Source organism: Neisseria bacilliformis, assembly GCF_014055025.1.
In the GTDB taxonomy this organism is placed as follows: Bacteria; Pseudomonadota; Gammaproteobacteria; order Burkholderiales; family Neisseriaceae; genus Neisseria; species Neisseria bacilliformis.
In genome coordinates this window covers 1,610,278-1,634,603 of record NZ_CP059571.1, presented here as the reverse complement: position 1 = coordinate 1,634,603, position 24,326 = coordinate 1,610,278, and the positions used below count along the sequence as shown (strand labels likewise).

22 protein-coding genes and 2 tRNA genes are annotated in these 24,326 nt (G+C 61.8%); 12 read left to right on the top strand and 12 right to left on the bottom strand.

Features of this window, described 5'->3' with window-relative positions; genetic code table 11:
* Window positions 1-30: 30 nt before the first annotated feature.
* Both H3L91_RS07960 and H3L91_RS07955 read right to left on the bottom strand, forming a co-directional pair.
* Window positions 31-537 carry a hypothetical protein gene (locus tag H3L91_RS07960; RefSeq protein WP_007343213.1) on the bottom strand — a complete coding sequence of 169 codons (507 nt, stop codon included), beginning with the start codon at window positions 535-537 and terminating at the stop codon, window positions 31-33.
* A gap of 251 nt (window positions 538-788) precedes the next feature.
* Window positions 789-1,079 carry a hypothetical protein gene (locus H3L91_RS07955; protein WP_007343211.1) on the bottom strand — a complete coding sequence of 97 codons (291 nt, stop codon included), beginning with the start codon at window positions 1,077-1,079 and terminating at the stop codon, window positions 789-791.
* 154 nt (window positions 1,080-1,233) lie between these two features.
* Between H3L91_RS07955 and H3L91_RS07950 the strand changes: the two genes are divergently transcribed.
* The 6 genes from H3L91_RS07950 (at window position 1,234) to H3L91_RS07925 (ending at window position 6,905) form a co-directional block, all read left to right on the top strand.
* Window positions 1,234-1,851, top strand: a complete 618-nt coding sequence (locus tag H3L91_RS07950; RefSeq protein WP_007343210.1) for a trimeric intracellular cation channel family protein — start codon at window positions 1,234-1,236, stop codon at window positions 1,849-1,851.
* 299 nt (window positions 1,852-2,150) lie between these two features.
* Entirely contained in the window at window positions 2,151-3,581 is a 1,431-nt protein-coding gene (gene gatB / locus H3L91_RS07945) for an Asp-tRNA(Asn)/Glu-tRNA(Gln) amidotransferase subunit GatB (protein WP_007343208.1), read from the top strand.
* Between the two features lie 91 nt (window positions 3,582-3,672).
* Window positions 3,673-4,161, top strand: a complete 489-nt coding sequence (locus H3L91_RS07940; protein WP_040659005.1) for a hypothetical protein — start codon at window positions 3,673-3,675, stop codon at window positions 4,159-4,161.
* A gap of 130 nt (window positions 4,162-4,291) precedes the next feature.
* Complete coding sequence (locus tag H3L91_RS07935; RefSeq protein ID WP_007343206.1) at window positions 4,292-5,146, top strand: ABC transporter six-transmembrane domain-containing protein; 855 nt, start codon at window positions 4,292-4,294, stop codon at window positions 5,144-5,146.
* A 334-nt stretch (window positions 5,147-5,480) separates the two neighbouring features.
* Window positions 5,481-6,428 (top strand): glycosyltransferase family 2 protein, encoded by a 948-nt coding sequence (locus H3L91_RS07930; RefSeq protein ID WP_007343204.1) that lies wholly within the window; start codon window positions 5,481-5,483, stop codon window positions 6,426-6,428.
* A 141-nt stretch (window positions 6,429-6,569) separates the two neighbouring features.
* Window positions 6,570-6,905 (top strand): hypothetical protein, encoded by a 336-nt coding sequence (locus H3L91_RS07925; protein WP_007343203.1) that lies wholly within the window; start codon window positions 6,570-6,572, stop codon window positions 6,903-6,905.
* A gap of 511 nt (window positions 6,906-7,416) precedes the next feature.
* Here the strand turns inward: H3L91_RS07925 and H3L91_RS07920 are convergent.
* From H3L91_RS07920 to H3L91_RS07910, 3 genes are all read right to left on the bottom strand, one after another.
* Window positions 7,417-9,042: an ABC-F family ATPase gene (locus H3L91_RS07920; RefSeq protein WP_007343199.1), complete on the bottom strand. Its 1,626-nt coding sequence runs from the start codon at window positions 9,040-9,042 to the stop codon at window positions 7,417-7,419.
* Window positions 9,043-9,150: 108 nt separating this feature from the next.
* Window positions 9,151-9,645: a DUF456 domain-containing protein gene (locus H3L91_RS07915; protein WP_040659003.1), complete on the bottom strand. Its 495-nt coding sequence runs from the start codon at window positions 9,643-9,645 to the stop codon at window positions 9,151-9,153.
* A gap of 354 nt (window positions 9,646-9,999) precedes the next feature.
* Window positions 10,000-10,974 (bottom strand): asparaginase domain-containing protein, encoded by a 975-nt coding sequence (locus H3L91_RS07910; protein WP_007343197.1) that lies wholly within the window; start codon window positions 10,972-10,974, stop codon window positions 10,000-10,002.
* A 378-nt stretch (window positions 10,975-11,352) separates the two neighbouring features.
* Between H3L91_RS07910 and H3L91_RS07905 the strand changes: the two genes are divergently transcribed.
* Window positions 11,353-12,279, top strand: coding sequence for a pseudouridine synthase (locus H3L91_RS07905; protein WP_040659001.1), 927 nt, complete (start codon window positions 11,353-11,355; stop codon window positions 12,277-12,279).
* A gap of 68 nt (window positions 12,280-12,347) precedes the next feature.
* Here H3L91_RS07905 and H3L91_RS07900 read toward each other — a convergent pair whose 3' ends face one another.
* Entirely contained in the window at window positions 12,348-13,439 is a 1,092-nt protein-coding gene (locus H3L91_RS07900) for a hypothetical protein (RefSeq protein ID WP_007343195.1), read from the bottom strand.
* A gap of 289 nt (window positions 13,440-13,728) precedes the next feature.
* Here H3L91_RS07900 and H3L91_RS07895 point away from each other — a divergent pair, with 289 nt between their 5' ends.
* Window positions 13,729-15,090 carry a murein hydrolase activator EnvC family protein gene (locus tag H3L91_RS07895; protein ID WP_007343193.1) on the top strand — a complete coding sequence of 454 codons (1,362 nt, stop codon included), beginning with the start codon at window positions 13,729-13,731 and terminating at the stop codon, window positions 15,088-15,090.
* A 334-nt stretch (window positions 15,091-15,424) separates the two neighbouring features.
* Window positions 15,425-16,954 (top strand): S41 family peptidase, encoded by a 1,530-nt coding sequence (locus H3L91_RS07890; RefSeq protein ID WP_007343191.1) that lies wholly within the window; start codon window positions 15,425-15,427, stop codon window positions 16,952-16,954.
* A 336-nt stretch (window positions 16,955-17,290) separates the two neighbouring features.
* On the opposite strand, the gene H3L91_RS07885 is transcribed toward H3L91_RS07890, so the two are convergent.
* A complete protein-coding gene (locus H3L91_RS07885; RefSeq protein ID WP_007343190.1) occupies window positions 17,291-18,061 on the bottom strand; it encodes a DeoR/GlpR family DNA-binding transcription regulator in 771 nt (256 codons plus the stop codon).
* A gap of 175 nt (window positions 18,062-18,236) precedes the next feature.
* Between H3L91_RS07885 and ruvB the strand changes: the two genes are divergently transcribed.
* The 3 genes from ruvB (at window position 18,237) to H3L91_RS07870 (ending at window position 20,075) form a co-directional block, all read left to right on the top strand.
* On the top strand, window positions 18,237-19,265 hold the full coding sequence (gene ruvB, locus H3L91_RS07880; protein WP_040658999.1) for a Holliday junction branch migration DNA helicase RuvB: 1,029 nt from the start codon (window positions 18,237-18,239) through the stop codon (window positions 19,263-19,265).
* Between the two features lie 67 nt (window positions 19,266-19,332).
* A complete protein-coding gene (locus H3L91_RS07875) occupies window positions 19,333-19,539 on the top strand; it encodes a hypervirulence associated TUDOR domain-containing protein (RefSeq protein ID WP_007343188.1) in 207 nt (68 codons plus the stop codon).
* A gap of 2 nt (window positions 19,540-19,541) precedes the next feature.
* A complete protein-coding gene (locus H3L91_RS07870) occupies window positions 19,542-20,075 on the top strand; it encodes a DUF488 domain-containing protein (protein ID WP_007343187.1) in 534 nt (177 codons plus the stop codon).
* Window positions 20,076-20,507: 432 nt separating this feature from the next.
* Here H3L91_RS07870 and H3L91_RS07865 read toward each other — a convergent pair whose 3' ends face one another.
* The 5 genes from H3L91_RS07865 to yaaA form a co-directional block, all read right to left on the bottom strand.
* Complete coding sequence (locus H3L91_RS07865) at window positions 20,508-21,185, bottom strand: response regulator (RefSeq protein WP_007343185.1); 678 nt, start codon at window positions 21,183-21,185, stop codon at window positions 20,508-20,510.
* Window positions 21,182-23,083: a type IV pili methyl-accepting chemotaxis transducer N-terminal domain-containing protein gene (locus H3L91_RS07860; protein ID WP_007343184.1), complete on the bottom strand. Its 1,902-nt coding sequence runs from the start codon at window positions 23,081-23,083 to the stop codon at window positions 21,182-21,184. Before H3L91_RS07860 ends, H3L91_RS07865 begins: the two co-directional genes overlap by 4 nt.
* A gap of 155 nt (window positions 23,084-23,238) precedes the next feature.
* Window positions 23,239-23,328: transfer RNA gene (locus tag H3L91_RS07855), tRNA-Ser, on the bottom strand.
* A 23-nt stretch (window positions 23,329-23,351) separates the two neighbouring features.
* Window positions 23,352-23,442 (bottom strand) — tRNA-Ser (locus H3L91_RS07850).
* Window positions 23,443-23,493: 51 nt separating this feature from the next.
* Window positions 23,494-24,270 (bottom strand): peroxide stress protein YaaA, encoded by a 777-nt coding sequence (gene yaaA / locus H3L91_RS07845; RefSeq protein WP_007343183.1) that lies wholly within the window; start codon window positions 24,268-24,270, stop codon window positions 23,494-23,496.
* Window positions 24,271-24,326 lie beyond the last annotated feature (56 nt).

Genomic DNA, 24,326 nt, shown 5'->3' with positions numbered 1-24,326 from the left:
TTTTGTGTGTTTTCAGACGGCCTGTGCGGTTTAAAAACGGGGCAGCAGGGCGGCGAGGCGGCGGCCGTTTTCGATCAGGCCGCAGTCGGTGCCGTCGCAGGGCAGGGCGCAGTCGAGCACCAGCAGGCCGTCGCGGCGGGGGCGGGCTTCGGGGGCGAGGGCGGCGGGGGTGAATGGCAGGCGGTGTTCGGCGGCGAAGGCGGCGGCGCGGCGGTTGGCGGTTTCCAGCACGGCCCGCAGGCCGATGCCGGCGCGGACGGTGCGCACGCGCAGCAGCAGGATGCGGGCGGCGAGCCAGTCGGCCTCTTCGGCGAAGGCGGCGGGGCTGGCGCACGAGAAGTCGTGGCGGGCGGCGGCGATCATCATGGCGGCGGTGCGGATTTGCGGCAGCATGGCTTCGGCGGCAAGCGTGCCGCAGTCGGGCGGCAGGCTCTCGGGCAGTGCGGCGGGGCGGCAGCCGTTGCCGTCGGCAAGCAGGCACAGGCGGCGCAGGGTTTCGCGTGCGGCGGCGGGGCGGGTTTGTGCGGCTGTTTGCATGTTTCAGGCTCCTGAATGTTTTTTTCGGTTTTCAGACGGCCTGTACGGATGGAAAATAAGAAAGCCGCCTGTTGGCTGTTAGGCGGCTTTTTTGCTGTTGTGTCGGGATTACGCAGACGCAAAAAGATACCGCACGGTGGTGCGATACCAATAAAAATAAGCGGCGGCGTGAATCTGCATGGTGTTTTCCGTAAACGGAGGTAAAAGGACGAGGCGGACTTTAAACCCGCCTTTACGTTTTGTCAAGCGGTTTAGAACACACCGAAATAGCGGCAGATATAGAGGGCGAACAGCGCGAGCGGCAGAAAGAGCAGGGCGGTTTGTTTTTGCAGGCGTTTTTCGCCGCGCAGGCGGTGGCTGATGCAGGCGAACAGGATGTATTTGAACAGGAAGGTGCACAGGCAGGCCATGATGATGCCGTCGATGAGAAAGCCGGTGCGGTTGGCGGCGGGGCGCAGGTGAAACCACAGCGCGGAGGCGGCCGGCAGCAGGGTAACGGCGGCCAGGCGCAGGGGGATGAGGGAGCGGGCGGGTTTGTCCATAAAAAACAGGGGAGAACGGTGGCGGTTGCGGGGAGGGCGCGGATGTTAGCAGATGCGCGGCCTGTTTTGTTATGTTTTGTTATTTGCTGCAATACGGGCGGACAACATTTGGATATAATCCGCCGCTTTTTACCGACGCAAAAAACACGCCGCCATGACCCCCACCGACCTTATCAACATCATCGGTACCGCCGCTTTCGCCTTTTCCGGCTACCTTGTCGGTTATGAAAAACGGCTGGACATGATGGGCGTGGCCATCGCCGCGCTGCTCACCGCCGTGGGCGGCGGTATGATGCGCGACGCGCTGGTCAGCCGCATTCCGCAGGTTTTCCAGCACACCGATGCGCTGGTGGTGGTGTTCGCCACGCTGGCCGTGTCCTGGCTTTTGCATCTGGAACGCCGCCGCAAGGCCGCGCTCACCGCCGCCTTCATTACCGCCGACGCGGTGGGGCTGGCGGCGTTCAGCATCACCGGCGCGCAAGTCGGGCTGGCGATGCGGCTCAACCTGTTCGGCGTGGTGGTGCTGGCTTTCGTAACCGCCGTGGGCGGCGGCATGGCGCGCGACATTCTGGTGAACCGGATGCCGATGATTTTGAAAACCGACCTGTACGGCACAGTGGCCATCGCCATCGCCGCGCTGCTTTACCTGTTCGACAAAATCGGCTGGAACAACGCCTACACCCTCAACCTGCTGTTTGCCGGCGGCTGCCTGCTGCGGCTGGCGGCCTACCATCTGCACTGGCAGCTTCCGGGCTTTCAGAAGAAGCGGTAGGGCGTGTTGACAATCAATATTTTGGCGGCTTTTCCATCATAAAACGGCATCTGCCGCGTTGCAAACACTCGCCTATGGGCGGCATAGGCTCGCATTTTCGCCTTGCATCTGCCGTTTTCTGCCGCAAAATCCGCTTCAAAAGTTGAATGTCAACACGCCCTAGCTTTTCAGACGGCCTGATGGTGCGAAAGGCCGTCTGAAAAAGTGAAAAACGGTTAAAATACGCCGCTTTGCCGCCTGCCCTGTTTTTCAGACGGCCTGCCAATTTGTCCGCAATACTCCATTCAGAAAGACCATCTATGACCTGGGAAACCGTAATCGGCTTGGAAATCCACGTCCAACTCAACACCCAATCGAAAATTTTCAGCGGCGCATCAACCGCCTTCGGCGCAGCACCGAACGCGCACGCCAGCGTGGTGGAATGTGCGCTGCCGGGCGTTTTGCCCGTGATGAACCGCGCGGTGGTGGACAAAGCCATCAAGCTGGGTTTGGCTTTGGGCGCGAAAATCAATCAGAAAAACGTGTTCGACCGTAAAAACTATTTCTATCCCGACCTGCCCAAAGGCTACCAAATCAGCCAGTTGGATTTGCCGATTGTGGAACACGGCAGGCTAGAAATCGTGGTCGGCAACGAAGTGAAAACCATCAATGTAACCCGCGCCCATATGGAAGAAGACGCGGGCAAATCGGTGCACGAGGGTTTGAACGGCGCAACGGGTATCGATTTGAACCGCGCGGGCACGCCGCTGTTGGAAGTGGTGTCCGAGCCCGAGATGCGCTCCGCCGCCGAAGCGGTGGCCTACGCCAAAGCCCTGCACAGCCTGGTAACATGGCTGGATATTTGCGACGGCAATATGGCCGAAGGTTCGTTCCGTATCGATGCAAACGTTTCCGTACGCCCCAAAGGTCAGGCCGAATTCGGCACGCGCCGCGAGATTAAAAACCTCAATTCCTTCCGCTTCTTGGAGCAGGCGATTAATTATGAGGTGGAAAGCCAGATCGAAATCATCGAAGATGGCGGCAAAGTGCAGCAGGCCACCATGCTGTTCGACCCCGACAAAGGCGAAACCCGCGTGATGCGCCTGAAAGAAGACGCGCACGACTACCGCTATTTCCCCGACCCCGACCTGCTGCCCGTGTTTATTTCAGACGACCAGTTGCAAAAAGCCCGCGACGAAATGCCCGAGCTGCCGCACGAAATGGCCGCGCGTTTTGTGGCCGACTACGGCGTGTCCGACTACGATGCCCGCCTGCTCACCGCCAGCCGCGTTCAGGCCGCTTATTTTGAAACCGCCGCCAAAGCCAGCAGTCAGGGCAAACTGGTGGCCAACTGGATGAACGGCGAGTTAGCGGCAACGCTAAACAAAGAAGGTTTGGAACTTTCAGGTAGCCCCATCACCGCCGAGAGCCTCGCCGCGCTGGTGGGCAAAATCGCCGACGGCACACTCAGCAGCAAGCTGGCGAAAAAAGCCTTTGAAGCGATGTGGGCGGAACCCGAATCGTCAATCGAACAAATCATCGAAAAACACGGCCTGCAACAAATGACCGACAGCGGCGCGATTGAAAAAATCGTCGACGAAGTGTTGGCCGCCAACGCCAAATCGGTGGAAGAATACAAATCCGGCAAGGAAAAAGCGTTTAACGCGCTGGTCGGCCAAGTGATGAAAGCCAGCCGTGGTAAGGCCAATCCGCAGCAGGTGCAGGAATTGCTCAAAGCCAAATTGGGATAAGGCCGTCTGAAAAAGGCCGTCTGAAAAAGCGGTTTTTGCCGAAACCGCGCTTTCAGACGGCCTTTTGAACACACGCCGACGGGGACACACAATGGACATCGGTTTTTCATGCAACATCGAAGGCAGGGGCGGGCACAATTTCGTCCGCCTGTCTTTGCGCGTCGGCGATACCGTGCCGGGCGAAGGCTGGGAAACCCTGGGCCTGACCGCCGCCGCCCTGCAAGAAGCACTGGCAAACCTGGATGCGCTGCACGCCGACCCCCGCGCCACGCCGCCGCGCGACATCCGCCCCGCCCAAGCCGAAGCATACGTTTTCACCCGACACAACATCCTGCTCTGCGGCTCGTCCGCCTTCGACGGCGACCGCCTGCTGCTGTTCAAATCCGAACACCGCAAAAACCCGCAAAACCACCGCTACATCGCCCTCTGCCAAGCATACGGGCAACCGGCAGTTGTGCTCCCCGATTTCCCGTTTGCCGACTACCGCCGCATAATGCGCAGCCTGACGCACCGCCTGCTCGGCATACAGCAGCCGCTGGGCGGAAATCTGACGCTCTGCCAAAGCAAAAAGGCCGTCTGAAAAACGCGGAATACGTTTTTCAGACGGCCTCAAACACCCAAAAAAGCCGATACCGCCCGCCGATAGGCAGAGGCCGTCTGAAAACATCGCTTCCGCGCGGACGAACCCCGTCCGCTTACAGAAAGAAAACATGTCCGCGCTTCGCAATCTGAAAACCATCGCCCGCAACAACAAACGCCGCCTGCTGGGCACCTTCGCGCTGGTGGCCGCCGAAAACCTGCTGCTGCTGGTTTATCCCGTGTTCGGCGGCTTCGCCATCAACGGCGTGCTCGCGGGCAACCTGCCGCAAGCCCTGCTTTACGCCTTCGTCGTGCTGGTTATCTGGCTGGTGGGCGCGGCGCGGCGGGCAGCCGACACCCGCACCTTCACCCGCATCTACGCCGAAATGGTCGTGCCCGTTATCGTCAGCCAGCGTGCGGAGGGCGAGGAAACTTCCGCCGTGTCCGCCCGCGTCGCCCTCTCGCGCGAGCTGGTCGATTTTTTTGAAAACCACCTGCCCACGCTGATTACGGCGGCCGTGTCGATGGCGGGTGCGGTGCTGATGCTGCTGATTATCGAGCCGTGGCCGGGTGTCGCCGCGCTGGCCGTCATGGCCGTTTTCGCCCTGCTGGTGCCGCGCTTTGCCGCCACCAACGACCGCCTCTATTTCCGCCTCAGCAACCGCCTGGAACACGACGTCGGCCAAATCGAACGCGCCCGCCGCCGCCATCTGAACCGCCACTACGGCCTGATCAGCCGCCTGCGCATCCGCATTTCCAACCGCGAAGCCGCCGGCTACCTGCTCATCGGCCTTGCCCTGTGCGCCCTGTTCGGCTTCACCTTCGCCTGGCTCACCCTCGCCGGCCGCCGCGACCCCGGGCACATCTATGCCGTGGTCAGTTACCTGTGGTCGTTTGCCATGAGCATAGACGACGCGCCGCATCTGCCGGAAGAGTTTTACAAAATCAAATACATCGGCAAACGCGTACACGTGGAAGACGCATGAATCCCTGCCGCCAAGGCAGGGCGTGCGGCGCAGCCACGCACGCGCTTTCAGCTTGACGTATAACACCGTTTTGCAGGATCTCGACCGTTTACAGACTTCCCTTTAAATCCCCAACATCCCGCCGTGTATAAAATGGCGGGTCAAGACCCGCCCTACACAATCTGCAACAGGGCGTGCGCCGCAGCCACGCACGTGGATTCAGGGGTAGGAAATAACAGGCCGTCTGAAAAGCCGTTTTCCGGTTTCAGCTGCGCCGCAGCCACATTTTCAGAAACGTCATCCCCGCAAAGGCGGGGCGGCATCTTAGTATTTGTTTTCATGAAAGATTTAACGAATGACACAAACAACGCAAGAAATCTCGCTGGTGTTTATTAACTGGAATTCGGCCGACCTGCTGCTGCGCGCGGCGGCCACGTTCGAGCGGCTGCGCATGTCCTACCGCGTCATCGTTGCCGACAACGGCTCCGCCGACGACTCCTGCGCGCAAATCCGCGCCTGCCTGCCCGAGGCCGAGCTGGTCGAAATCGGTTATAACTCCGGCTTTGCCGCCGCCGCCAACGCCGGACTCGCACGCGTGCGGACACGCTGCGCGCTGGTGCTCAACACCGACATCGAGTTCCAAAACGACGTGGCCACCCTGCTCACCGACGCGCTGCGGCAGCTCGACGCCGCGCTTGCCTGCCCCGAGCTGCGCCGCGAAGACGGCAGCTTGCAGGCCGCCGTCGTGCCCGAACCGACCCTGCTCACCGAACTCACCAACCGCAGCATCGCGCGGCGGCTGCTGAACTACCAAAAAGACGCGCCCTGCCTCGTCAACAGCATCGTCGGCCCCTGCATGGCACTGGATTTGGACAAACTGCGCCATCTGGGCTTGGGCACGGACGGCAGATTTTTCGACGAACGCTTTTTCTTCTTCTTCGAGGAAACCGATTTCTGCCGCCGCATCATCCAAGCGGGCGGGCGCATCGCCTACCAGCCGCAGGCGCACCTGCTGCACTTGCAGGGCGAGAGCGCGAACAAACGGCCGGTGGCGGCGCGGGTGCAGTTCCAAGACTCGCGCTACAAATACTTCGCCAAACACTACGGCGCGGCCGCCGTCGCCCTCCTGTTCGCCGGCACCCTGCTGCGCACGCTGGCAAACGCCCTCGCGCAAAGCCTGATGGCACTGCTGCCCGTGAAAAAACGGCGCAAATACGCCGACAAGGCCTATGTCTATTGGGCACTGGTGCTGTGGCACCTGCTGCTGTGCCGCCCCAAATGGGGCTTCGACCAAAGGGCGTGAAACAAAGCACAGAGGCCGTCTGAAAATCGCGTTCGGGCGTTTTGGCTGCGCCGAAGCTGCGTTTTCAGACGGCCTTTAAATTTCAAAACGTCGGGCATCAATGCCCGACCTGCCGACTTGGAACAATAAAGAGTTGAAACAGTGAAATTTTTTGAATTTTCCTGCGCTGCGGTACAAACCAGCCGCCACCCGCCGGGACTGCTGCTGAGCGAAGATGCGCTGCCGTTGGTGCAAAACTGCTGCTTTGCCGAACGCGCCCCGGGAAAACTGAAAATCGCCTTGGACGACGGCTGCCGCATCCTGCATCTTCCCAACGGCCTCGATGCCGCATTTTTGGATACGGCCAACGATTTGCTGACCCTGTGGCTGACACCCGACGCGCAGCATGAGAGCGGCATTGCCCTGGTGCAAATACGGCTGACCCCGCAGCAGTCGCAGCAGATAGAGCCGTTAATCAACGCGTTTGCGGCGGAATAATAAAGTGAAGGCAAATTGAACAAAGAGGCCGTCTGAAAATCTCCAAACACGATTTTCAGACGGCCTCTGCTGTCGAAGTAGGATGTGCGGCACAGCCACGCACGCGGTTTCGGATTGGCGGGAACACAGGATTCGTTGCGGCGCACGCGGTTTTTTGATGGGTTTGGCAAATCCAAAGCAAAAAGGCCGTCTGAAAAATGCGCTCGCGGCTTTCAGTTGGAGTAGCTTGGCTTTGAATTTCAAAACGTCGGGCATGAATGCCCGACCTACTGATGCCGTCTGAAAAGGTGGACTGCGGAGCGGGGTTGCGAAGCTGAAACTGTTTTACGTATTTTCAGGCTGCTTCAACCGCGTACGCGGCAAGCCGCACACCCTACATTATGCGGGCTGTGTTTGGTGAACAAGCATCGGTAAATTTGAAAATGTCGGGTATGAATGCCCGACCTACTGCCGTCTGAAAAAGGCAGCCTGAAAACATCAAAACTCCGTTTTCAGGCTGCCTCTTTACCAATCAAACCCCTTTCTTCTCCAAATAGCTCTCATAATCCCCCAGATAATGCTCATACCCGCCGTTGCCGTCCAATTCGATGATTTGGGTGGCGAGCGAGGAGACGAACTGGCGGTCGTGGGAGACGAAAATCAGTGTGCCGTTGTATTTTTCCAGCGCCATGTTGAGCGATTCGATGCTTTCCATGTCCATGTGGTTGGTGGGTTCGTCCATCACCAAGACGTTGGGTTTCAACAGCAGCAGTTTGCCGTAGAGCATGCGGCCTTTTTCGCCGCCGGATAATACTTTCACTTGTTTGACCACGTCGTTGCTGCCGAACAGCAAACGTCCGAGCGTGCCGCGGATGACTTGTTCGTCGTCGCCTTCCTGTCCCCATTGGCGCATCCATTCGCTCAAATCCATGTCGCAGTCAAAGTCGGCTTCGTGGTCTTGCGGGTAGTAGCCGACGCTGGCTTTTTCCGCCCATTTGATGCTGCCTGCATCGGGCGACAGACCTTCGGCATATTCGGCGTTGTATGCGCCTGCCAACAGTTTGAGCAGGGTGGATTTGCCCGCGCCGTTGGGGCCGATGATGGCGAGACGCTGGCCGGCTTCCAAAATAAAGCCCAGTTTTTCAAACAATTTTTTGTCAAACGATTTGGCAAGGTTTTCCACTTCAACCGCTTGGCGGTGCAGCTTGGCTTTTTCGTCGGCTTCAAAGCGGATGTAGGGGTTTTGGCGGGTGGAGGGTTTGACTTCCACCATTTCGGCTTTGATTTTGTCCGCCTGTTTCAAGCGGCTGGTGGCCTGGCGGGCTTTGGATTTGTTGGCGGAGAAGCGGGCGACAAACTCTTGCAGTTCTTGCAGTTTTTCTTTGGCTTTGGCGTTGTCTTTTAGGGCGCGCTCGCGCGATTGCGCGCTGGCGAGCATGTAGTCGTCGTAGTTGCCGGGGTAGATGGTGATGGTGTTGTAGTCCAAGTCCGCCATGTGGGTGCAGACTTCGTTTAAGAAGTGGCGGTCGTGGCTGATGATGATCATGGTGCTGTCGTATTGGTTGAGCACGCCTTCCAGCCAGCGGATGGTGTTGATGTCCAAGTTGTTGGTCGGCTCGTCCAAGAGCAGCACGTCGGGCTTGGAAAACAGGGCTTGGGCGAGCAATACGCGCAGTTTGAAGCCGGGGGCGACTTCGCTCATGGTGGCGTTGTGCAGGCTCTCTTCAATGCCGACGCCGCTCAAAAGCTCGGCAGCACGGGCTTCGGCGGTGTAGCCGTCGTATTCGGCAAACTTGGCTTCCAAGTCGGCGGCTTTCATGTAGTCGTCTTCGCTGGCTTCGGGATTGGCGTAAATCGCGTCGCGCTCGGTCATTGCCGCCCACATTTCGGTGTGCCCCATCAATACGACATCCAATACGCGCATGTCTTCATAGGCAAACTGGTCTTGGCGCAGCTTGCCCAAGCGCACGCCGTGTTCGATGGCGACTTCGCCTGCGGTCTGCTCCAAATCGCCGCCGAGGATTTTCATAAAAGTGGACTTGCCCGAGCCGTTGGCGCCGATCAGGCCGTAGCGGTTGCCTTCGCCGAATTTGACGGATACGTTTTCAAACAGCGGCTTGGCGCCAAACTGCATGGTGATGCCGTTGGTGGAAATCATGTTTTGAATCCTTGTGTTTTGTTAAATTGCGTAATCAAAAATGGGCGGATTGTAACATACGGGGTAAGAGGCCGTCTGAAAGCGCATTTTCAGACGGCCTTATGCGTTTCAAAACAGGCTGTACAGCCACACGCCCAGCAGGGTGAGCAAAATGGCGGCGGCGCAGCCGATTTTGGCGGCCGTGCCGACGATGAAGCCGACAAACGCGCCCAGGCCGACCTTGCCCGCGCGCAGGGCGTCGCGCAGGGCGAGGAATTCGCCGGCCGCCGCGCCGAGCAGCGGGCCGAGCAGCAGGCCGGGGATGCCGAAAAACGCGCCGGCGATGCCGCCGAAAAACGAGCCCCACAAAGCCTGCCTGCTTGCGCCGGTGAACTTCGCGCCGAGCATTCCGGCCACATAGTCCATCGCCGTGCCTGCGGCGGCGAGCACGCCCACGGCGGCAATCGTGCCGCCGCCTATGGTTTGGTAGCCGTCGGCATAGCCCAAAAGCCAAGTGCCGGCAAACATTAAAATCAGGCCGGGCAGGGCGGGATACACCGTGCCGAACAGGCCGAGGGCGAGGGCGGCCAGGCCGAGGAGGACGAGGAGGATGGTGGGCGTCATGGGGTTTTCCTTTGGGTAACGGGTTTGCCGACGGAGCGTGCAGAGCGGCGGTTTGGAGGCCGTCTGAAAAACAGAATCTGCGTTTTGGCTGCGCCGAAGCTGCGTTTTCGGAAACGTCATCCCCGCGCAGGCGGGGACGGCCTCATTCTATACATATAGTGAAACGACACAAAAAACAGGCACGCGCGCCGAGAGCGTAAATACGGTGTGAGGCAGGATGTGTGCGGCACGCACGCACGCGGTTTGCGGGTTTTCAGACGGCCTTTCGCACGGCAGAAGCCGCGTGCACGGCTTTGGGGCAACACACCCTATCTGTGTGCAAAAAACGGCGGGACGGGTTTTCGTGTTGCGCCGTCAAACCAGTTTCGCGGCGGCCAGTTCCGCTTCCAGCCGCCGCCTGTCCCAGCCGCCCGAGGCGGCCAGCGTCAGCAGGGCGGTGGCGGTTTCGAGGTTGCAGCGGCCGCCGCAAACCGCGCCCGCCTGCCGCAGGGCGTTGCCCTGGGCGTAGAGGGCGGCGGCGCGGCCGTGCGGCACCTGGCTGATGTTGAGCAGCAGGCCGCCGCGTGCGGTGTAGGCGCGCACGGCATCGGCGAATGCCGCATCATCGGGCGCGTTGCCGTGGCCGTAGCTTTGCAGCACGGCGGCGCGGGCGGAGGTTTGGCGCAGTGTGTCGGCGGCCTGTTGCGCGGCGAAGCCGGGAATCAGGGTGAGGCAGGGCACTTGGGCCTGCGGGTCGAGGGGCAGGACGGTCAGGCCGTCTGAAAACCGTGTTTGTGTTTTTTCAGACGGCCTCTGCGGCGGCGGGTTGTCCAGCGTGCCGAAATGCGGGTTGGCGAAACCGTCGTCGCTTTCGGTGCTGCATTTGCTGCTGCCGACGGCGGGAAAGAGTTTGCCGTTGAAGGCGATAACCGCCTGCGGGCGGCCGGCGGCCAGGGCGGCGGCGGCGGTGGCGAGGTTGCGCGGGGCGTCACTGCCCGCTGCGGCGAACGGGCGTTGCGCGCCGGTGAGGACGAGGGGTTTGTCGAGGCCGCGCAGGGCGAGGGCGAGGAGGGCGGCGGTGTAGGCCAGCGTGTCGGTGCCGTGCAGCAGCAGCACGCCGTCGTATCGCGGGATTTTCTGCGCCAGTATGTCGAGCCAGTCGCGCCAGTTTTGCAGGGAAACGGCGGAGGAGTCGATCAGCGGGGCGCAGGTGTGCACGTCGAACGAGAGGCCGTCTGAAAGCGGGGCGAGGGCGTCGGCGGCAAACGCGGCATCGGGTCGCAGCCCGTGCGCGCCGGGCACCATGCCGATGGTGCCGCCGGTGTAGAGGACGAAAATGTGTTTTTTCATATGCGGAAAACGGGGGAACGGGGGGCGGATTGTAGCAGCAGTCGGCGCGGGTATTTTGCAGAGGCCGTCTGAAAAGCGGATTTTGTTTTTCAGACGGCCTCCGGCGTTGCGCAGGATGTGCGCCGCAGCCGCGCACGCGGTTTTTGTTTTGCAGGGTGTCTGCGCTTTCCTATGCGGACAGATGAAAGGCCGTCTTCGCCTTCGCGGGATGACGTTTCCGAAAACGCGGCTTCGGCGCAGCCAAAATCTTCAAATCTGATTTTTCAGACGGCCTTAAACGGTTTGTCCGTCCGCGCAGGCGCAGGTTGCCCGCAGGGATTTCGGTTTTGGAACAACGCGCCGCGTGCAGGCCGTCTGAAAGCCGTTACAATCGGGTTTATGAACACGTTTTCCTGCCCGCTGCCGCCGCTGGGCGGCGTCCGCCCCAGTTATCTGAACCTGCCCTGCGATTTGTCGCTGGCGGGCACGCCGCTGGCCGATTATCTGTGCCGCCGTTTCCCTTATGTACCGCGCGAAACGTGGCTCTCGCGGCTGGCGGCCGGTGGGATTTTCGATGCTTCGGGGCGGCCGCTTGCGCCGGACGCGCCGTTTGTGCCGGGCGGGCGGCTGTTTTACTACCGCGAGGCGGTGGCGTTTGATGAGCCGGAAATTCCGTTTCGTGAGGAAATCCTGTATGCGGACAAGCACTTGCTTGCGGTGGACAAGCCGCATTTCCTGCCGGTGGTGCCGGGCGGGCGGTTTTTGCGCGAAACGCTGCTCACGCGCCTGCGCCTGCATCCGGAGTTGCAGGACGCCGACCCGGACGGGCTTGCGCCGCTGCACCGCATCGACAAAGACACGGCGGGGGTGGTGCTGTTCTGCCGCCGCCGCGAAAGCCGCCGCGCCTATCAGATGCTGTTTCAGGCGCGGCGGGTGGAAAAAAGCTACGAGGCGGTGGCCGCCGAACGCGCGGGCATGACGTTTCCGCTGCACATCCGTTCGCGCATCGAACGGGGTGAGCCGTTTTTCCTGATGCGCGAAACCGGCGGGGCGGCGAACGCGCACACGGTGGTGGAAGCCGCCGAGCCGCTGGGCGGCGGCCTCGCCCGCTACCGCCTGCGCCCGGTGAGCGGCAAAAAGCACCAGCTGCGCGTCCACATGGCCGCCCTCGGCCTGCCGATTTTGAACGACCCGCTCTATCCCGCGCCGCTGCCCGACGCCGCGCCGGATTACGCCAAGCCGTTGAAACTGCTGGCGCGCTCGGTTGCTTTTGTTGATCCGTTTACGGGGAAACGGATGTGTTTTGAAAGCGGGCGGGGGTTGTAGGCGGAGTTTTGCCGGCAATGTGGGAAAAGGCCGTCTGAAAACGATTTTTCAGACGGCCTCAATCCGTTTCACAGCGCGGCCGCATCGATATACGGCACGCGGTTGTCCAACTCGGGCGGTTCGCCTGCGGACACGGCAAACAGCAGGCCGCCCGCGCCGATGTGCGGGTAGGCCTGCAGCTCGGGCAAGAGCGGGTCGCGCTCGTGCAGGCTGCCGACCATATAGTGCCAGCCGCGCCGCCGCGCTTCGCGGTAGGCCGCGCGCAGCAGGAGGCGGAAGGCTTGCGCGTCGTCGTTGGCCGTCATCGCCAGCGCGAGGTAGCCGTGGCGGATTTCGCCGCCCGCCGCAGGCAGGCGGGGCAGGCGCAGTATTCGGGCGGCGGCGTTGTAGAGCGGTTGGCCGACGCGCCACGCGCCCCGGTAGCCTTCGACGTGGATTTGCCGGAACGGATGCTGGTCCCACAACGCCGCCGCCGCCGCGATTTCCCCGCCGTGCCGCACCGTCAGGAAATCGTGCGCCTGCAAGCCGTTCAGACGGCCTGTGCCCAAATCCGCCGCCGTGTAATGCGGGGCAAACTGGCGGCGGGCGGCGGCGCGGTTTAAAAAGGCAAACAGCGCGGACATGTCCGCCGCCGTGGCGGGGGAAACGGTGAGGCCGTCTGAAAACAGGGCGCGGCGCGGCAGCAAGAGCGGGATGACGGGCGTGTGCACCCGCCCCAGCGGCGTGTAGCGCGGCATGCCGGGGCGGTTGGCGGCGATGGTGGAGAGGGCGGCGGCGTTGTCCTGCAAAATCATGGTGATGTCGGCCGCAAGCGGCTCGGCGGCCATTCTTTCGGCGAGGATTTTGTAGCCGCGATAAAGCAAGAGGCCGCTGCGGTGCGCCTTGTCCACGCGCAAATCGGCCAAATAGCCCGTGTCGCACAGCCGCCCGTTCACATAGGCCGGGCGGCGGAAACGGCTGCCGAGGATGACAATGTTGCCCGCCGCGTCGCAGCCCTTGCGGCTTTCTACTGCCGCGCCCTGCACCGCGCAGGCGGCGAAATACGAAGGCTCGCGGCGGAAGGAGACGCTGATGCCGCCCTCCATCACGTTTTGCGCCATCAGGCGGCGCAGCGCGGCATCGTCGGCGGCGGTTACGGGGGAAAAAACGATTTTTGCCATTTGGTGCCGGGGCTGTTTGCAATTGGTGTTGCGGCGGATTTTACGCCATAAAAAACGGCATCTGCCGCGTTACAAATCCTCGCAAGGTGTCCAACCTTGCTGCGGTTTGCGCCTTGCATCTGCCGCTTTCTGACGCAAAATCCGCTTCGCAAACCAATTACAAACAGCCCCCGGGCCGTCTGAAAACGGAAAACACGGGGCGCGGATTATACAGGCCGTCTGAAAAGCGCGGCTTCCGGGGCGGATTCCGCTATAATCCGCCGCTTTGTCCCCCGTGTTCCGAGCCGCCATGTTTCTGCGCCTTCTCTTTACCGCCGCCCTGCTTGCCGTTTCGCCCGTCCGCGCCGCCCCCGCCGAAGACAGCGGCAGCCTCGACAGCCTGCGCCGCGCCATCAGCGACACCGAAAACGATTTGTTGCAAAAACGGCAGGCGCAGCAGAAAACGCAGCAGACGCTCGACAAAACCCGCGCCGCACTGGCCAAAGCGCGGCAGGAGCTCGCGGGCATCGACCGGCGCAGCCGCGACGCCGAACAACGCCTGCACAGCCTGCAAGGCGAGTTGGAAAGCCTCAAAGCCGAAACCGCCTCCGGCAAAGCCCAGCTCGCCCGCCTTATCGGCGGCCAATACAAAAACCGGCAGAACAACGCCGTCATCCTGTTTCTCAAAAACGCCGAACCCGGCCGCAAAGCGCGTTACCTGCAATACGCCCGCCGCATCGGCGAGGCCAACCGCCAAGTCGTCGCCCGCCTCGTTTCCCAGCAGCAGCAGATGCAGCAGCACGAAGCCGAAATCGACGCCGAGCTGGCCAAACTCGAAGCCCTGAAAAAAGAAAAACAGGCCGCCCTGGCCAAACTCGGCAAAACCCGGGCCGCCGCGCAGGGCGAAAACAGCCGCCTGAATGCCGACATCGCCCGCCAGAACGACAAACTCGCCAAACTCAAATCCGACGAAGCCCGCCTCAACCAAGTGCTCGCCGACATCGCCCGCCGCAACGCCGCCAAACGCCGCCAGGAAGCCGCCGCCCGCGCCAAAGCCGCCCGCGAACGCCTCGCCGCCGCCAAAAAAACGCGCCCTGCCGCGCCGCCCGCCGCAGGCAAAGCCGACCCCGCCGCCGTCCTCGAAGGCCGCAGCGGCAGGCCGTCCGAAAAACCGCCCGCCGCAGCGCAGAGGCCGTCTGAAAAACCCGCGCCGCAAAGCCCGCCGCCCGAGTCCACCCTCACCGCCGAAGACCGCGCCCTGCAAGGCGAATACGCCGACAACGGCAACCTGTTCTCCAAAATGCAGGGCCGCCTGCCCCATCCGGCATCCGGCGCGGTGTCCGGCCGCTTCGGCCAGGCGCGCAGCGGCGGCGGCGTGTGGCACGGCCAACTCTTCGCCACCGCCCCCGCCCCCGTGCGCAGCGTGGCCGCCGGCACAGTCGCCTACGCCGGCAACCTCGGCGAAAACTACGGCAACACCGTCGTCGTCGACCACGGCGGCGGCTATACCACCATCTACACCGGCCTCTCCGCCGTGTCCGCAGCCAACGGCGCATCCGTGCGCGAAGGCACCGTGCTGGGCACCAGCGGCAGCGCGTTCGGCGAACAGGGGCTGTATTTTGAAATCCGCTACCGCCAGCGCGCCATGAACCCCGCCGCCTGGCTGCGCTGAACAGAGAGGCCGTCTGAAAAACGTTTCCAACGCTTTTCAGACGGCCTGAAACCCCGAAAATGCCGTCATTCCCGCACTTATGTTCCGCAGGCGTACCGGCGGGAATCTTGGTCGGCATCGAACAATTTTTGAAGAAACAAACCATCCTCCGAACCCCGATAAAATTCCCGCCCGCGCGGGAACAACGCCTGCCGAAGTTTCAGACGGCCCGAACAGTGCCGCAGCAAAGCGGAATGCGTATTTTTTTATAAAAACAATTGAACAACGGCGGCAAATCCAATAAAGTCCGCACCTTTCCCCGGCCTGCCCGGACACTGAACGAGAAGAAAACGATATGGCAAAACCCATCCTGAAAAAAACCGCGCTTTACACACTGGGCGTCGTCAGCGGCGCATTCCTCACCGTCAGCCTGCAAAGCATCGCGGCGGAAAAGAAAGACGCCCTGCCCGTGCAGTCCATTCGCACCCTGGCCGAAGTGTACAGCCAGATCAAAGCCAACTACTACGAAGACAAATCCGACGAAGCACTGCTCGAAGGCGCGATGAAAGGTATGGTAACCAGCCTCGACCCCCATTCCGAATTCATGAACAAAAAAGACTACGCCGACCTCAAAGAAAACACCACCGGCGAATTCGGCGGATTGGGCATGGAAATCGGCTCGGAAGACGGCTTCGTCAAAATCATCTCCCCCATCGAAGACACCCCGGCCGAGCGCGCCGGCATCAAAAGCGGCGACTACATCGTCAAAATCGACGGCGTCTCCACGCGCGGCCTCACCGTCAGCGAAGCCGTCAAAAAAATGCGCGGCAAACCCGGCACCAACATCGAACTCACCATCTCGCGCAAAGACAGCAACAAACCCCTCACCTTCAAACTCACCCGCGCCATCATCAAAGTAAAAAGCGTGCGCTACAAACTGCTCGAACCCGGCTACGGCTACATCCGCATCACCCAGTTCCAAGAGCGCACCGTCGCCACCCTTAACGAAGCCGCGCAGAAACTGGCCAAAGAAAACAAAGGCCCGCTCAAAGGCCTCATCCTCGACCTGCGCGACGACCCCGGCGGCCTGCTCAACGCCGCCGTCGGCGTCTCCGCCGCCTTCCTGCCCGAAAACGCCAAAGTCGTCAGCACCAAAGGCCGCAACGGCAAAGAAGGCATGGTACTCAACGCCCGTCAGGAAGACTACATCATCACCTCCGGCGGCGACCCGCTCAAAGGGCTGCCCGCCGAATTGAAAAACATCCCCCTCACCGTCCTCGTCAACTCCGGCTCCGCCTCCGCCTCCGAAATCGTCGCCGGCGCGCTGCAAGACCACAAACGCGCCGCCATCGTCGGCACCCAGAGCTTCGGCAAAGGCTCGGTGCAGACCGTCATGCCCCTCTCCGGCGGCAGCGCGGTGAAAATCACCACCGCCCTCTACTACACCCCCAACGACCGCTCCATCCAGGCGCAGGGCATCGTCCCCGACGTGGAAGTCAAAGACAAAACCCGCACCTTCGAGAGCCGCGAAGCCGACCTCGCCGGCCACATCGGCAACCCGCTGGGCGGCGAAGAAGTGAACGGCAAAGTGGTGGACGACAACGAAGCCGAAGCCAAAGAACAGGCCGCATCCGAGCCCGAAGCCAAAGACACCCGCTCCGAAAGCAAAAAACTCGAAGACGAAATCGCCGAACGCCGCAACCCCAACCCCGCCAAAGACGCCCAGCTCAAAGCCGCACTCGATTTGGTGAAAGACCCCGCCAAATGGCAGGAAACCCTCGGCGCGGCGGCGAACAAACCGGCGAAAAAAGACAAAGAGTCCGACAAGGCCGACAAAGCCGATAAGAAAGAAACCGGCAAAAAAGACAGCGGCACAGGCAAATAAACCCCGCCGCCGGTAACAACAGGCCGTCTGAAAACCGTAAAACAGGTTTTTCAGACGGCCTTTTACACACACGCGGTTTCTGCCGCAAACAAAATTTCAGACGGCCTTTTGCCCGTTTACGTAGGGTGTGTCGCCCCGAGGCGACACACCCTACAACGGGTTCAGCATCGCGGGATATAGTTGAATAAAATAAAAACTATCCGTCGCAGGCCGGGCTTCAGCCCGGCTAACCCACTATTTCTCCGAAATTTTGCCGGGCTAAAGCCCGGCCTATGACTGGGTATTTTTGCTCTTAATCCACTATAACGTTTTCAGACGGCTTCTGCCTTGCGCCGCCTACCCTTCGGCAATATGGCAGGGGATGCCCGCGCCGGCGAGTTTTTCGGCCACGGAGGGGGCGACGGGGCGGTCGGCGAAGACGCTGTCGAACTCGGTAACAGAGGCCATGCGCACCAGCGCGGTGCGGGCGGGGGCGGCGTGGCCGATGGAGAGGTAGCGGGTGCGGGCGTTGTTCATCATCGCCTGCATCACGCAGACTTCCTTGTAGTCGTAATCGAGCAGCGAGCCGTCGTCTTCCACCGCCGCCGCGCCGAGTACGGCGTAGTCGGCTTTGAACTGGTTGATGAAATCCACGGTGGCCACGCCGGTTACGCCGCCGTCCACGGGGCGCACCACGCCGGAGGTGATGATGACGGTGTAGTCGCTGCGGGCGGAGGCCAGCGCGGCAACGTGGATGTTGTTGGTGATGATGCGCAGGCTGGCGCGGCTTTCGGCCAGCGCGGCGGCCACGGCCTCCATGGTCGCGCCGATGCCGACGAACAGGCTTGCGCCGTCGGGGATTTGCGCCGCAATCAGGGCGGCGAGGCGGGATTTTTCGTTTTGGCGGCGGCTTTTCTGCAACAGGTAGGCGTCGTTTTGCGCGGCCTCGCCCGGGGTTGCGCCGCCGTGGTAGCGGCGCAGCAGGCCGGTTTCGCACAGCTCGCCGATGTCGCGGCGCACGGTTTGCGCAGTTACGCCCAGCGTGCGCGCCAGCCCTTCGACGGGCATGAAGCCGTGCTCGCGCACCAGTCGGACGATGGTTTCGTGTCGGTGGAGTTTGTGTGTCATGGTGTTTGTTCTTGATGGTTGGTGTGTTCGACGGCCTGCCTTTCTTGGAGGCCGTCTGAAAGAACGCGGATGATAGCAGCACGGCTACGCCCCGTGTCGGCGGCGGGGTGATTTTTTCAGACGGCCTCAGACGTGTTCCGCTATCATACGCCCTTTGTTTTCCCGCCCGATTGCCATGCTCCACACCGACCAGCTCACCGCCGCCGCGCCCGAGCGCATCATCGCCGCCCAATCCCTCTCCTCGCAGGAAGAGCAGCTCGAACGCGCCCTGCGCCCCAAATTCCTCGCCGACTACATCGGCCAGCACAAAGCCAAAGAACAGCTCGCCATCTTCATCGCCGCCGCCAAAAAACGCGGCGAAGCCCTCGACCACACCCTATTGTTCGGCCCGCCCGGGCTGGGCAAAACCACGCTGGCGCACATCATCGCCAAAGAGTTGGGCGTCAACCTGCGCCAAACCAGCGGCCCCGTACTCGAACGCGCGGGCGATTTGGCCGCCCTCCTTACCAACCTCGAACCGCACGACGTCTTGTTTATCGACGAAATCCACCGCCTCAGCCCCGTCGTTGAAGAAATCCTCTACCCCGCGCTCGAAGACTACCAGCTCGATATCATGATCGGCGAAGGCCCCGCCGCCCGCTCCGTCAAAATCGACCTGCCCCCCTTCACCCTCGTCGGCGCGACCACCCGCGCCGGCATGCTCACCAACCCCCTGCGCGACCGCTTCGGCATCGTCGCCCGCTTGGAGTTTTACGGCCACGACGACCTCGCCACCATCGTATCCCGCTCCGCCGGCCTGTTGCAGCTCGACCTCGCCGCCGAAGGCGCGCTCGAAATCGCCCGCCGCAGCCGCGGCACTCCGCGCATCGCCAACCGCCTGCTGCGCCGCGTGCGCGACTACGCCGAAGTGAAAGGCAGCGGCCGCATCGCCGCCGACACCGCCGACGCCGCGCTCACCCTGCTCGACGTGGACCAAGCCGGGCTGGACATGATGGACAGAAAATTCCTCGAAGCCGTGCTGCACAAATTCGGCGGCGGCCCCGTCGGCCTCGACAACATCGCCGCCGCCATCGGCGAGAGTGCCGACACCATCGAAGACGTCATCGAACCCTACCTCATCCAGCAGGGCTTCCTGCAACGCACCCCGCGCGGCCGCACCGCCACCGAAATCTGCCGCCTGCACTTCGGCCTGCCGGTGAAATAAGGCCGTCTGAAAACCCGATGCGGCCGATTGCGCCGCTAAAAAACGATACGGAACAAGGAGACAGCGAATGAATGTTTTTAAAATCGGCGACCACGTTGCCTGGAACAGCGAAGCGGGGCGCGTCAGCGGCACCATCATCGCCGTGCACACCGCCGACTTCGACTATAAAGGCCATACCCACCGCGCTGACCCGCAGCAGCCGCAATACGAAATCAAAAGCGACAAAACCGACCATATCGCCGCCCACAAAGGCAGCGCGCTCACCCTGCTGTAAACATGGATACCGTCTATACCGTCGGCCATGGCGGCCGCCCCATCGGCGAATTTGTCGGCCTGTTGCAGGAAAACGGCGTCCGCAGCATTGCCGATGTGCGCAAACTGCCCGGCTCGAACCGCCATCCGCAATACAACCGGGATACGCTGCGGCAGACCCTCGCCGGACACGGCATCGCCTACCGCCACATTCCCGAACTCGGCGGCCTGCGCGGCAGCACGCCCGATATCCCGCCACAGCGCAACGCACTCTGGCGCAACCGGAGCTTCCACCGCTATGCCGACTATATGTCCACAGCGCAGTTCGCCTCGGGGCTTGCCGTTCTCCTGCATACCGCCCGGCAAACCCCCACCGCCGTCATGTGCGCCGAAACCCTGTGGTGGCGTTGCCACCGCCGCCTGATTGCCGACGCACTGACCGCATACGGCCTGTCCGTTGTCCATATCCTTTCCCTCCACCGCAGCGAACCGGCCGCGCTCACCCCCGGCGCAGTCATCCTGCCCGACCGTACGCTTGCCTATCCCGCACGGGCATAGCGGAACAACACGCAAAGATGCAGGGCAGGGAACACGTGCGAGGCTGTGCCGCACACCCTGCGGCGGGTTGGGCGGGGTGTGAAAAGGCCGTCTGAAAACGCGGATTGCGGCTTTCAGACGGCCTTTCGCTTGAACGGAGGGAACACGTGCGTGGCTTGCGCCACACACCCTGCATATGATTTGACATGGCGCGCAAAGCCGTCTGAAAAAACGGGTTTCGTTTTTTCAGACGGCCTATTATGTAGGGTGTGTCGCCCCGAGGCGACGCACGCGGTCTCTGCCGCATAATAAATCCGTACCTTTACCCAAAAACCAAAACCGCGTGCGTGGATTGCGCCACACACCCTACGGCGGGTTCGGCGTGGCGCGGAAAGGCCGTCTGAAAAACGGGTTTCGTTTTTCAGACGGCCTCAAACGTATGCGCGGCGGGGCTTATTCTTTTTCCGGCGGCAGGGGGACTTTGTGCTGCACGGCGTACACGGCGGCTTGGACGCGGCTGGTGAGTTCGAGTTTGCGCAGGATGTTCTGCACGTAAACTTTGACGGTGGACTCGGCCAAATCGAGGCTGCGGGCGATGATTTTGTTGCTGTGGCCGGCGGCGAGGTAGCCGAGCACTTCGAGTTCGCGGGCGGTGAGTTCGTCGAGGCGGTTTTCTTCTACCGGTTTGGCGGGTTTGATCAGCGACTGCACCATGTTGGCCATCATTTCGGGTGAGAAGACGTTGTTGCCTTCGGCGGCGTTGCGGATGGATTCGGTGAGGAAGTCGGCGTTGATGTTTTTGAGCAGGAAGCCGTGGGCTCCGAGGCGCATGCATTCGAGTAGGTCGTCGCCGTCTTCGGATACGGTGAGCATGACGACGCACTGCTGCGGGCGGACGCTGAGGATTTGGGCGAGGGTTTCGCGGCCGTTCATAACGGGCATGTCCAAATCGAGCAGGACGACGTCGGGGTCGGTCTGGCGCACGGTTTTGATGCCGGTGAGGCCGTCTGAAGCTTCGCCGACGACTTCAAAGCCGCTCTGGCGGGCGAGCAGGGCTTTGATGCCGCTGCGGAAAAGGGTGTGGTCGTCGATGAGGACGATGCGGATGTTTTGGTCTGCGGTGTCGGTCATGCGGGGTGTCTTTCTCGGGCGGGCAGGGTGAGGGTGATGCGGGTCTGCCCGGGTTGGGATTGGAGGGTGAGTTGGGCGCGGATGCGGCCGGCGCGTTCGCGCATGATGTTGAGGCCGACGTGGTTGCCGGAGAGGTTTTCGAGCTGCTCGGCATCGAAGCCGACGCCGTTGTCGGTGATGCTCATCACGAAGTCGCTGCCGTTGGCGATTTCGACGTCTACGCGGCTGGCGCGGGCGTGTTTGCGGATGTTGGACAGGCTCTCCTGCAAGATGAAGATGCATTGCAGCTGCTGGTCGCTGGAAAGGGGCAGCCCCTGGTCCTGTGTCCAGACGATGTGCGCTTCGGTGCCGGTTTGGCGGCGGAAACGGGCGACGACTTCGTCGGCGGCTTCGGCAAAGTCGCGGCGGCCGATTTTGGTGCGGAAGTTTAACAGCAACTCGCGCACGTCGTCATAGCATTCCTGCACGCCGCTTTTGATGGATTGCAGGTTTTCGCCGGCCAGCTCGCTGCTGCCGGAGGCGAGCGCGCTTTCGAGCATCTGCACCTGCAAGTTTAAAAAGGCGAGGGTTTGGGCGATGCTGTCGTGCAGGCCCTGGGCGATCAGGTTGCGCTCCTGCAAGACGGCGAGCTGGCGGCTTTCTTCGCCCAGACGGGTGTTGGTTACGACGACGCCGAATTGGCTGCACAAGAGTTCCAAAAGTTCGCCCACGGTGCCGCCGAGTTCGCGGGTGTGGTGGTAGTAGAGGGTGGCGATGCCGATGTCCTGGTCTTTGTAGCGGATGGGCAGCACGCGCAGGTCGGCAAAGCCGTGGCGGCGGCATTCATAGTCGTACTGCGGGTCGATGTCCGGCATTTCGGGGCGGCTGGCGTAGAAGCGGATGGTGTGCGCTTCGTTGTTCCGCACCGCCGCGCCGCAGAAGCAGTCGCCGATTTTGGAGCAGGCTTCGGAGTGCTGCAAGGATTTGGGCAGGCTGATTTGCGCGGCCAGGTCCATGCGCTGCCGTTCCATGTCGGTGAGGCGCACGCTGCCGGCGTCGGCGTCGGCGATTTTCATCAGCTGCTGCAAAAACACTTCCGCCGCCTCGGACGCAGTCTGTGGTTTGCCCAGCACCGAGGAAAACGAGTACAGCGTGCTCAGAATGAAGTTTTTGCGCTCCAAATCCTGCGTTTTTTCCGCCACCTGCTGTTCCAGGCCGCTGTAAAGCTGCCCCAGCCGCGTGCTCATCTGGTTGAAGCCGCTGTTTACTTCGGCAAACTCGGACGAGCCGGCCGCCTGCATCTGCACGCCGAAATCGCCGTCACGCACCGCCTGTACGCCGCGTAGCAGCTCTTGCAGCGGGGCGATAATCCAGATGCGCGTCAGCCAGATCATTACCGCCGAACTCACCAGCACCAGTGCCAGCAGCGCGCTCTGGAACACGCGCAGCCAGGTGATGTAGGCCGCGCTGGTGCGCTCCACCGCCGCCACGGTGCCGTCCACCGTATGCAGAAAGCCGTCCAGCTGCGCCGAGCCGATTTTGCGCCCCGAGGAGGCAGCCTGAAAAACCGGTTTGATTTCGTTCTGCCACTGGTTCTCCAAAGCCGCCATCCGCGCCAGCACCTGCGGGTTGTCCGGCAGCGACAGCGGCCGCTGCGGGTCGCCGCGCCGGATGGCGGCGAGCACTTCGTCGAAACGGCGGATGCGTTCGTCTATCTGCGCCTGCGGCGTTTTTTCCTCGGCCAAGAGCGCGAGCCGGTAACTCTGGAAGCGCAGGCTGCCCAAGTCGTTGATTGCCGCCGCGTTGCCTTCCAGCCACAGCGAAAGATACAGCGTGAACACGATGGAGGCGACGGACACGGCTATCCATAGCAGGGTGAAGAATTTGAGGCGGAAGGTGAGGCTGTTGAAACGGCTCATGGCTATGGTTTGGGCGGGATAAACGGGGTAATCAATATTGTTGTAGCTTTGTCGAAGCTGTGTTTTCAGACGGCCTAAAAGAAAACAGGGTAAGTGGTGAAGCCCTTACCCTGTTTTGCCTGATTTTCGAGTGCCGCGAGACTTTCACCGTTTGGTGGCGGAAACGGTGGGATTCGAACCCACGAAGGACTTGCGCCCTTAGCGGATTTCGAGTCCGCTGCATTCAGCCTCTCTGCCACGTTTCCTGTGTGCGGTACAAATTGCAAGTTGGCGGAAGCGGTGAGATTCGAACTCACGGGGGGCTATCAACCCCCGACGGTTTTCAAGACCGTTGCATTAAACCGCTCTGCCACGCTTCCGTTTCTTGAAGCCGCGCATAATAGCCGAGCGGCTTTTGTTTGGCAAGTGCCTTATTTCCGGGCTGCGCGCAGGAAGACCCATTGGTTTTCCGAGGAGGCCGCTTCGTTGTAGGCGTAGCCTTCGCTGTCGAACTGTTTGAGCTGCTCGGGGTCGGCGGCGCGGTGTTCGGCGGCGTAACGCGCCATCAGGCCGCGCGCGCGTTTGGCGTGGAAGCTGATGATTTTGTATGTGCCGTTTTTTTCGTCTTTGAACACGGGGGTGATGATGCGGGCGGGCAGTTTGTCGGGCTGCACGGCTTTGAAGTATTCCTGCGAGGTGAGGTTGACGACGGTGTCGGCGTGTTGCGCGCGCAGGGTGTCGGCGAGCAGGGCTGTGATGCGGCCGCCCCAGTATTCGTAGAGGTTTTTGCCGCGCCGGTTGGCGAGAGGGGTGCCCATTTCGAGGCGGTAGGCCTGGATGAGGTCGAGCGGGCGCAGGAGGCCGTAGAGGCCGGAGAGGATGCGCAGGTGCTGTTGCAGGTAGTCGAGGCTGTCGGGGGCGAGGGTGGCGGCGGCCAGTCCTTCGTAAACGTCGCCGTTGAAGAGGAAGACGGCCTGTTTGGCGTTTTCGAGGGTGAAGGGGGTGTGCCAGGCGGCGTTGCGTTCGGCGTTTAAGAGGGCGATTTTGTCGGAAACGTGCATGAGGGCGGCGATTTGCTGCGGGGCGAGGGGTTTGACTTCGTCCATCAGCTGCGCGGCTTCATCAAGCAGGGCGGGCTGGCTGTGTCCGACGGCGGGGGCGGGGTCTGTTTCGTTGAGGTTTTTGGCGGGGGAGACGAGGAGGAGCATGGCGGTGGCGGGTTTGGGTTGGCGGGAGGCGGGTTTCAGACGGCCTGTGTATGTGA

Bases quoted from the DNA above. Each gene is read 5' to 3' on its own strand.
- H3L91_RS07905 (WP_040659001.1), top strand. From the start codon at position 11,353: ATGAACACGTTTTCCTGCCCGCTGCCGCCGCTGGGCGGCGTCCGCCCC.
- H3L91_RS07860 (WP_007343184.1), bottom strand. From the start codon at position 23,083: ATGAGCCGTTTCAACAGCCTCACCTTCCGCCTCAAATTCTTCACCCTG.
- H3L91_RS07895 (WP_007343193.1), top strand. From the start codon at position 13,729: ATGTTTCTGCGCCTTCTCTTTACCGCCGCCCTGCTTGCCGTTTCGCCC.
- H3L91_RS07870 (WP_007343187.1), top strand. From the start codon at position 19,542: ATGGATACCGTCTATACCGTCGGCCATGGCGGCCGCCCCATCGGCGAA.
- H3L91_RS07950 (WP_007343210.1), top strand. From the start codon at position 1,234: ATGACCCCCACCGACCTTATCAACATCATCGGTACCGCCGCTTTCGCC.
- H3L91_RS07930 (WP_007343204.1), top strand. From the start codon at position 5,481: ATGACACAAACAACGCAAGAAATCTCGCTGGTGTTTATTAACTGGAAT.
- ruvB (WP_040658999.1), top strand. From the start codon at position 18,237: ATGCTCCACACCGACCAGCTCACCGCCGCCGCGCCCGAGCGCATCATC.
- H3L91_RS07875 (WP_007343188.1), top strand. From the start codon at position 19,333: ATGAATGTTTTTAAAATCGGCGACCACGTTGCCTGGAACAGCGAAGCG.
- H3L91_RS07960 (WP_007343213.1), bottom strand. From the start codon at position 537: ATGCAAACAGCCGCACAAACCCGCCCCGCCGCCGCACGCGAAACCCTG.
- H3L91_RS07940 (WP_040659005.1), top strand. From the start codon at position 3,673: ATGGACATCGGTTTTTCATGCAACATCGAAGGCAGGGGCGGGCACAAT.
- H3L91_RS07920 (WP_007343199.1), bottom strand. From the start codon at position 9,042: ATGATTTCCACCAACGGCATCACCATGCAGTTTGGCGCCAAGCCGCTG.
- gatB (WP_007343208.1), top strand. From the start codon at position 2,151: ATGACCTGGGAAACCGTAATCGGCTTGGAAATCCACGTCCAACTCAAC.
- H3L91_RS07890 (WP_007343191.1), top strand. From the start codon at position 15,425: ATGGCAAAACCCATCCTGAAAAAAACCGCGCTTTACACACTGGGCGTC.
- H3L91_RS07915 (WP_040659003.1), bottom strand. From the start codon at position 9,645: ATGACGCCCACCATCCTCCTCGTCCTCCTCGGCCTGGCCGCCCTCGCC.
- H3L91_RS07910 (WP_007343197.1), bottom strand. From the start codon at position 10,974: ATGAAAAAACACATTTTCGTCCTCTACACCGGCGGCACCATCGGCATG.
- H3L91_RS07900 (WP_007343195.1), bottom strand. From the start codon at position 13,439: ATGGCAAAAATCGTTTTTTCCCCCGTAACCGCCGCCGACGATGCCGCG.
- yaaA (WP_007343183.1), bottom strand. From the start codon at position 24,270: ATGCTCCTCCTCGTCTCCCCCGCCAAAAACCTCAACGAAACAGACCCC.
- H3L91_RS07865 (WP_007343185.1), bottom strand. From the start codon at position 21,185: ATGACCGACACCGCAGACCAAAACATCCGCATCGTCCTCATCGACGAC.
- H3L91_RS07885 (WP_007343190.1), bottom strand. From the start codon at position 18,061: ATGACACACAAACTCCACCGACACGAAACCATCGTCCGACTGGTGCGC.
- H3L91_RS07935 (WP_007343206.1), top strand. From the start codon at position 4,292: ATGTCCGCGCTTCGCAATCTGAAAACCATCGCCCGCAACAACAAACGC.
- H3L91_RS07955 (WP_007343211.1), bottom strand. From the start codon at position 1,079: ATGGACAAACCCGCCCGCTCCCTCATCCCCCTGCGCCTGGCCGCCGTT.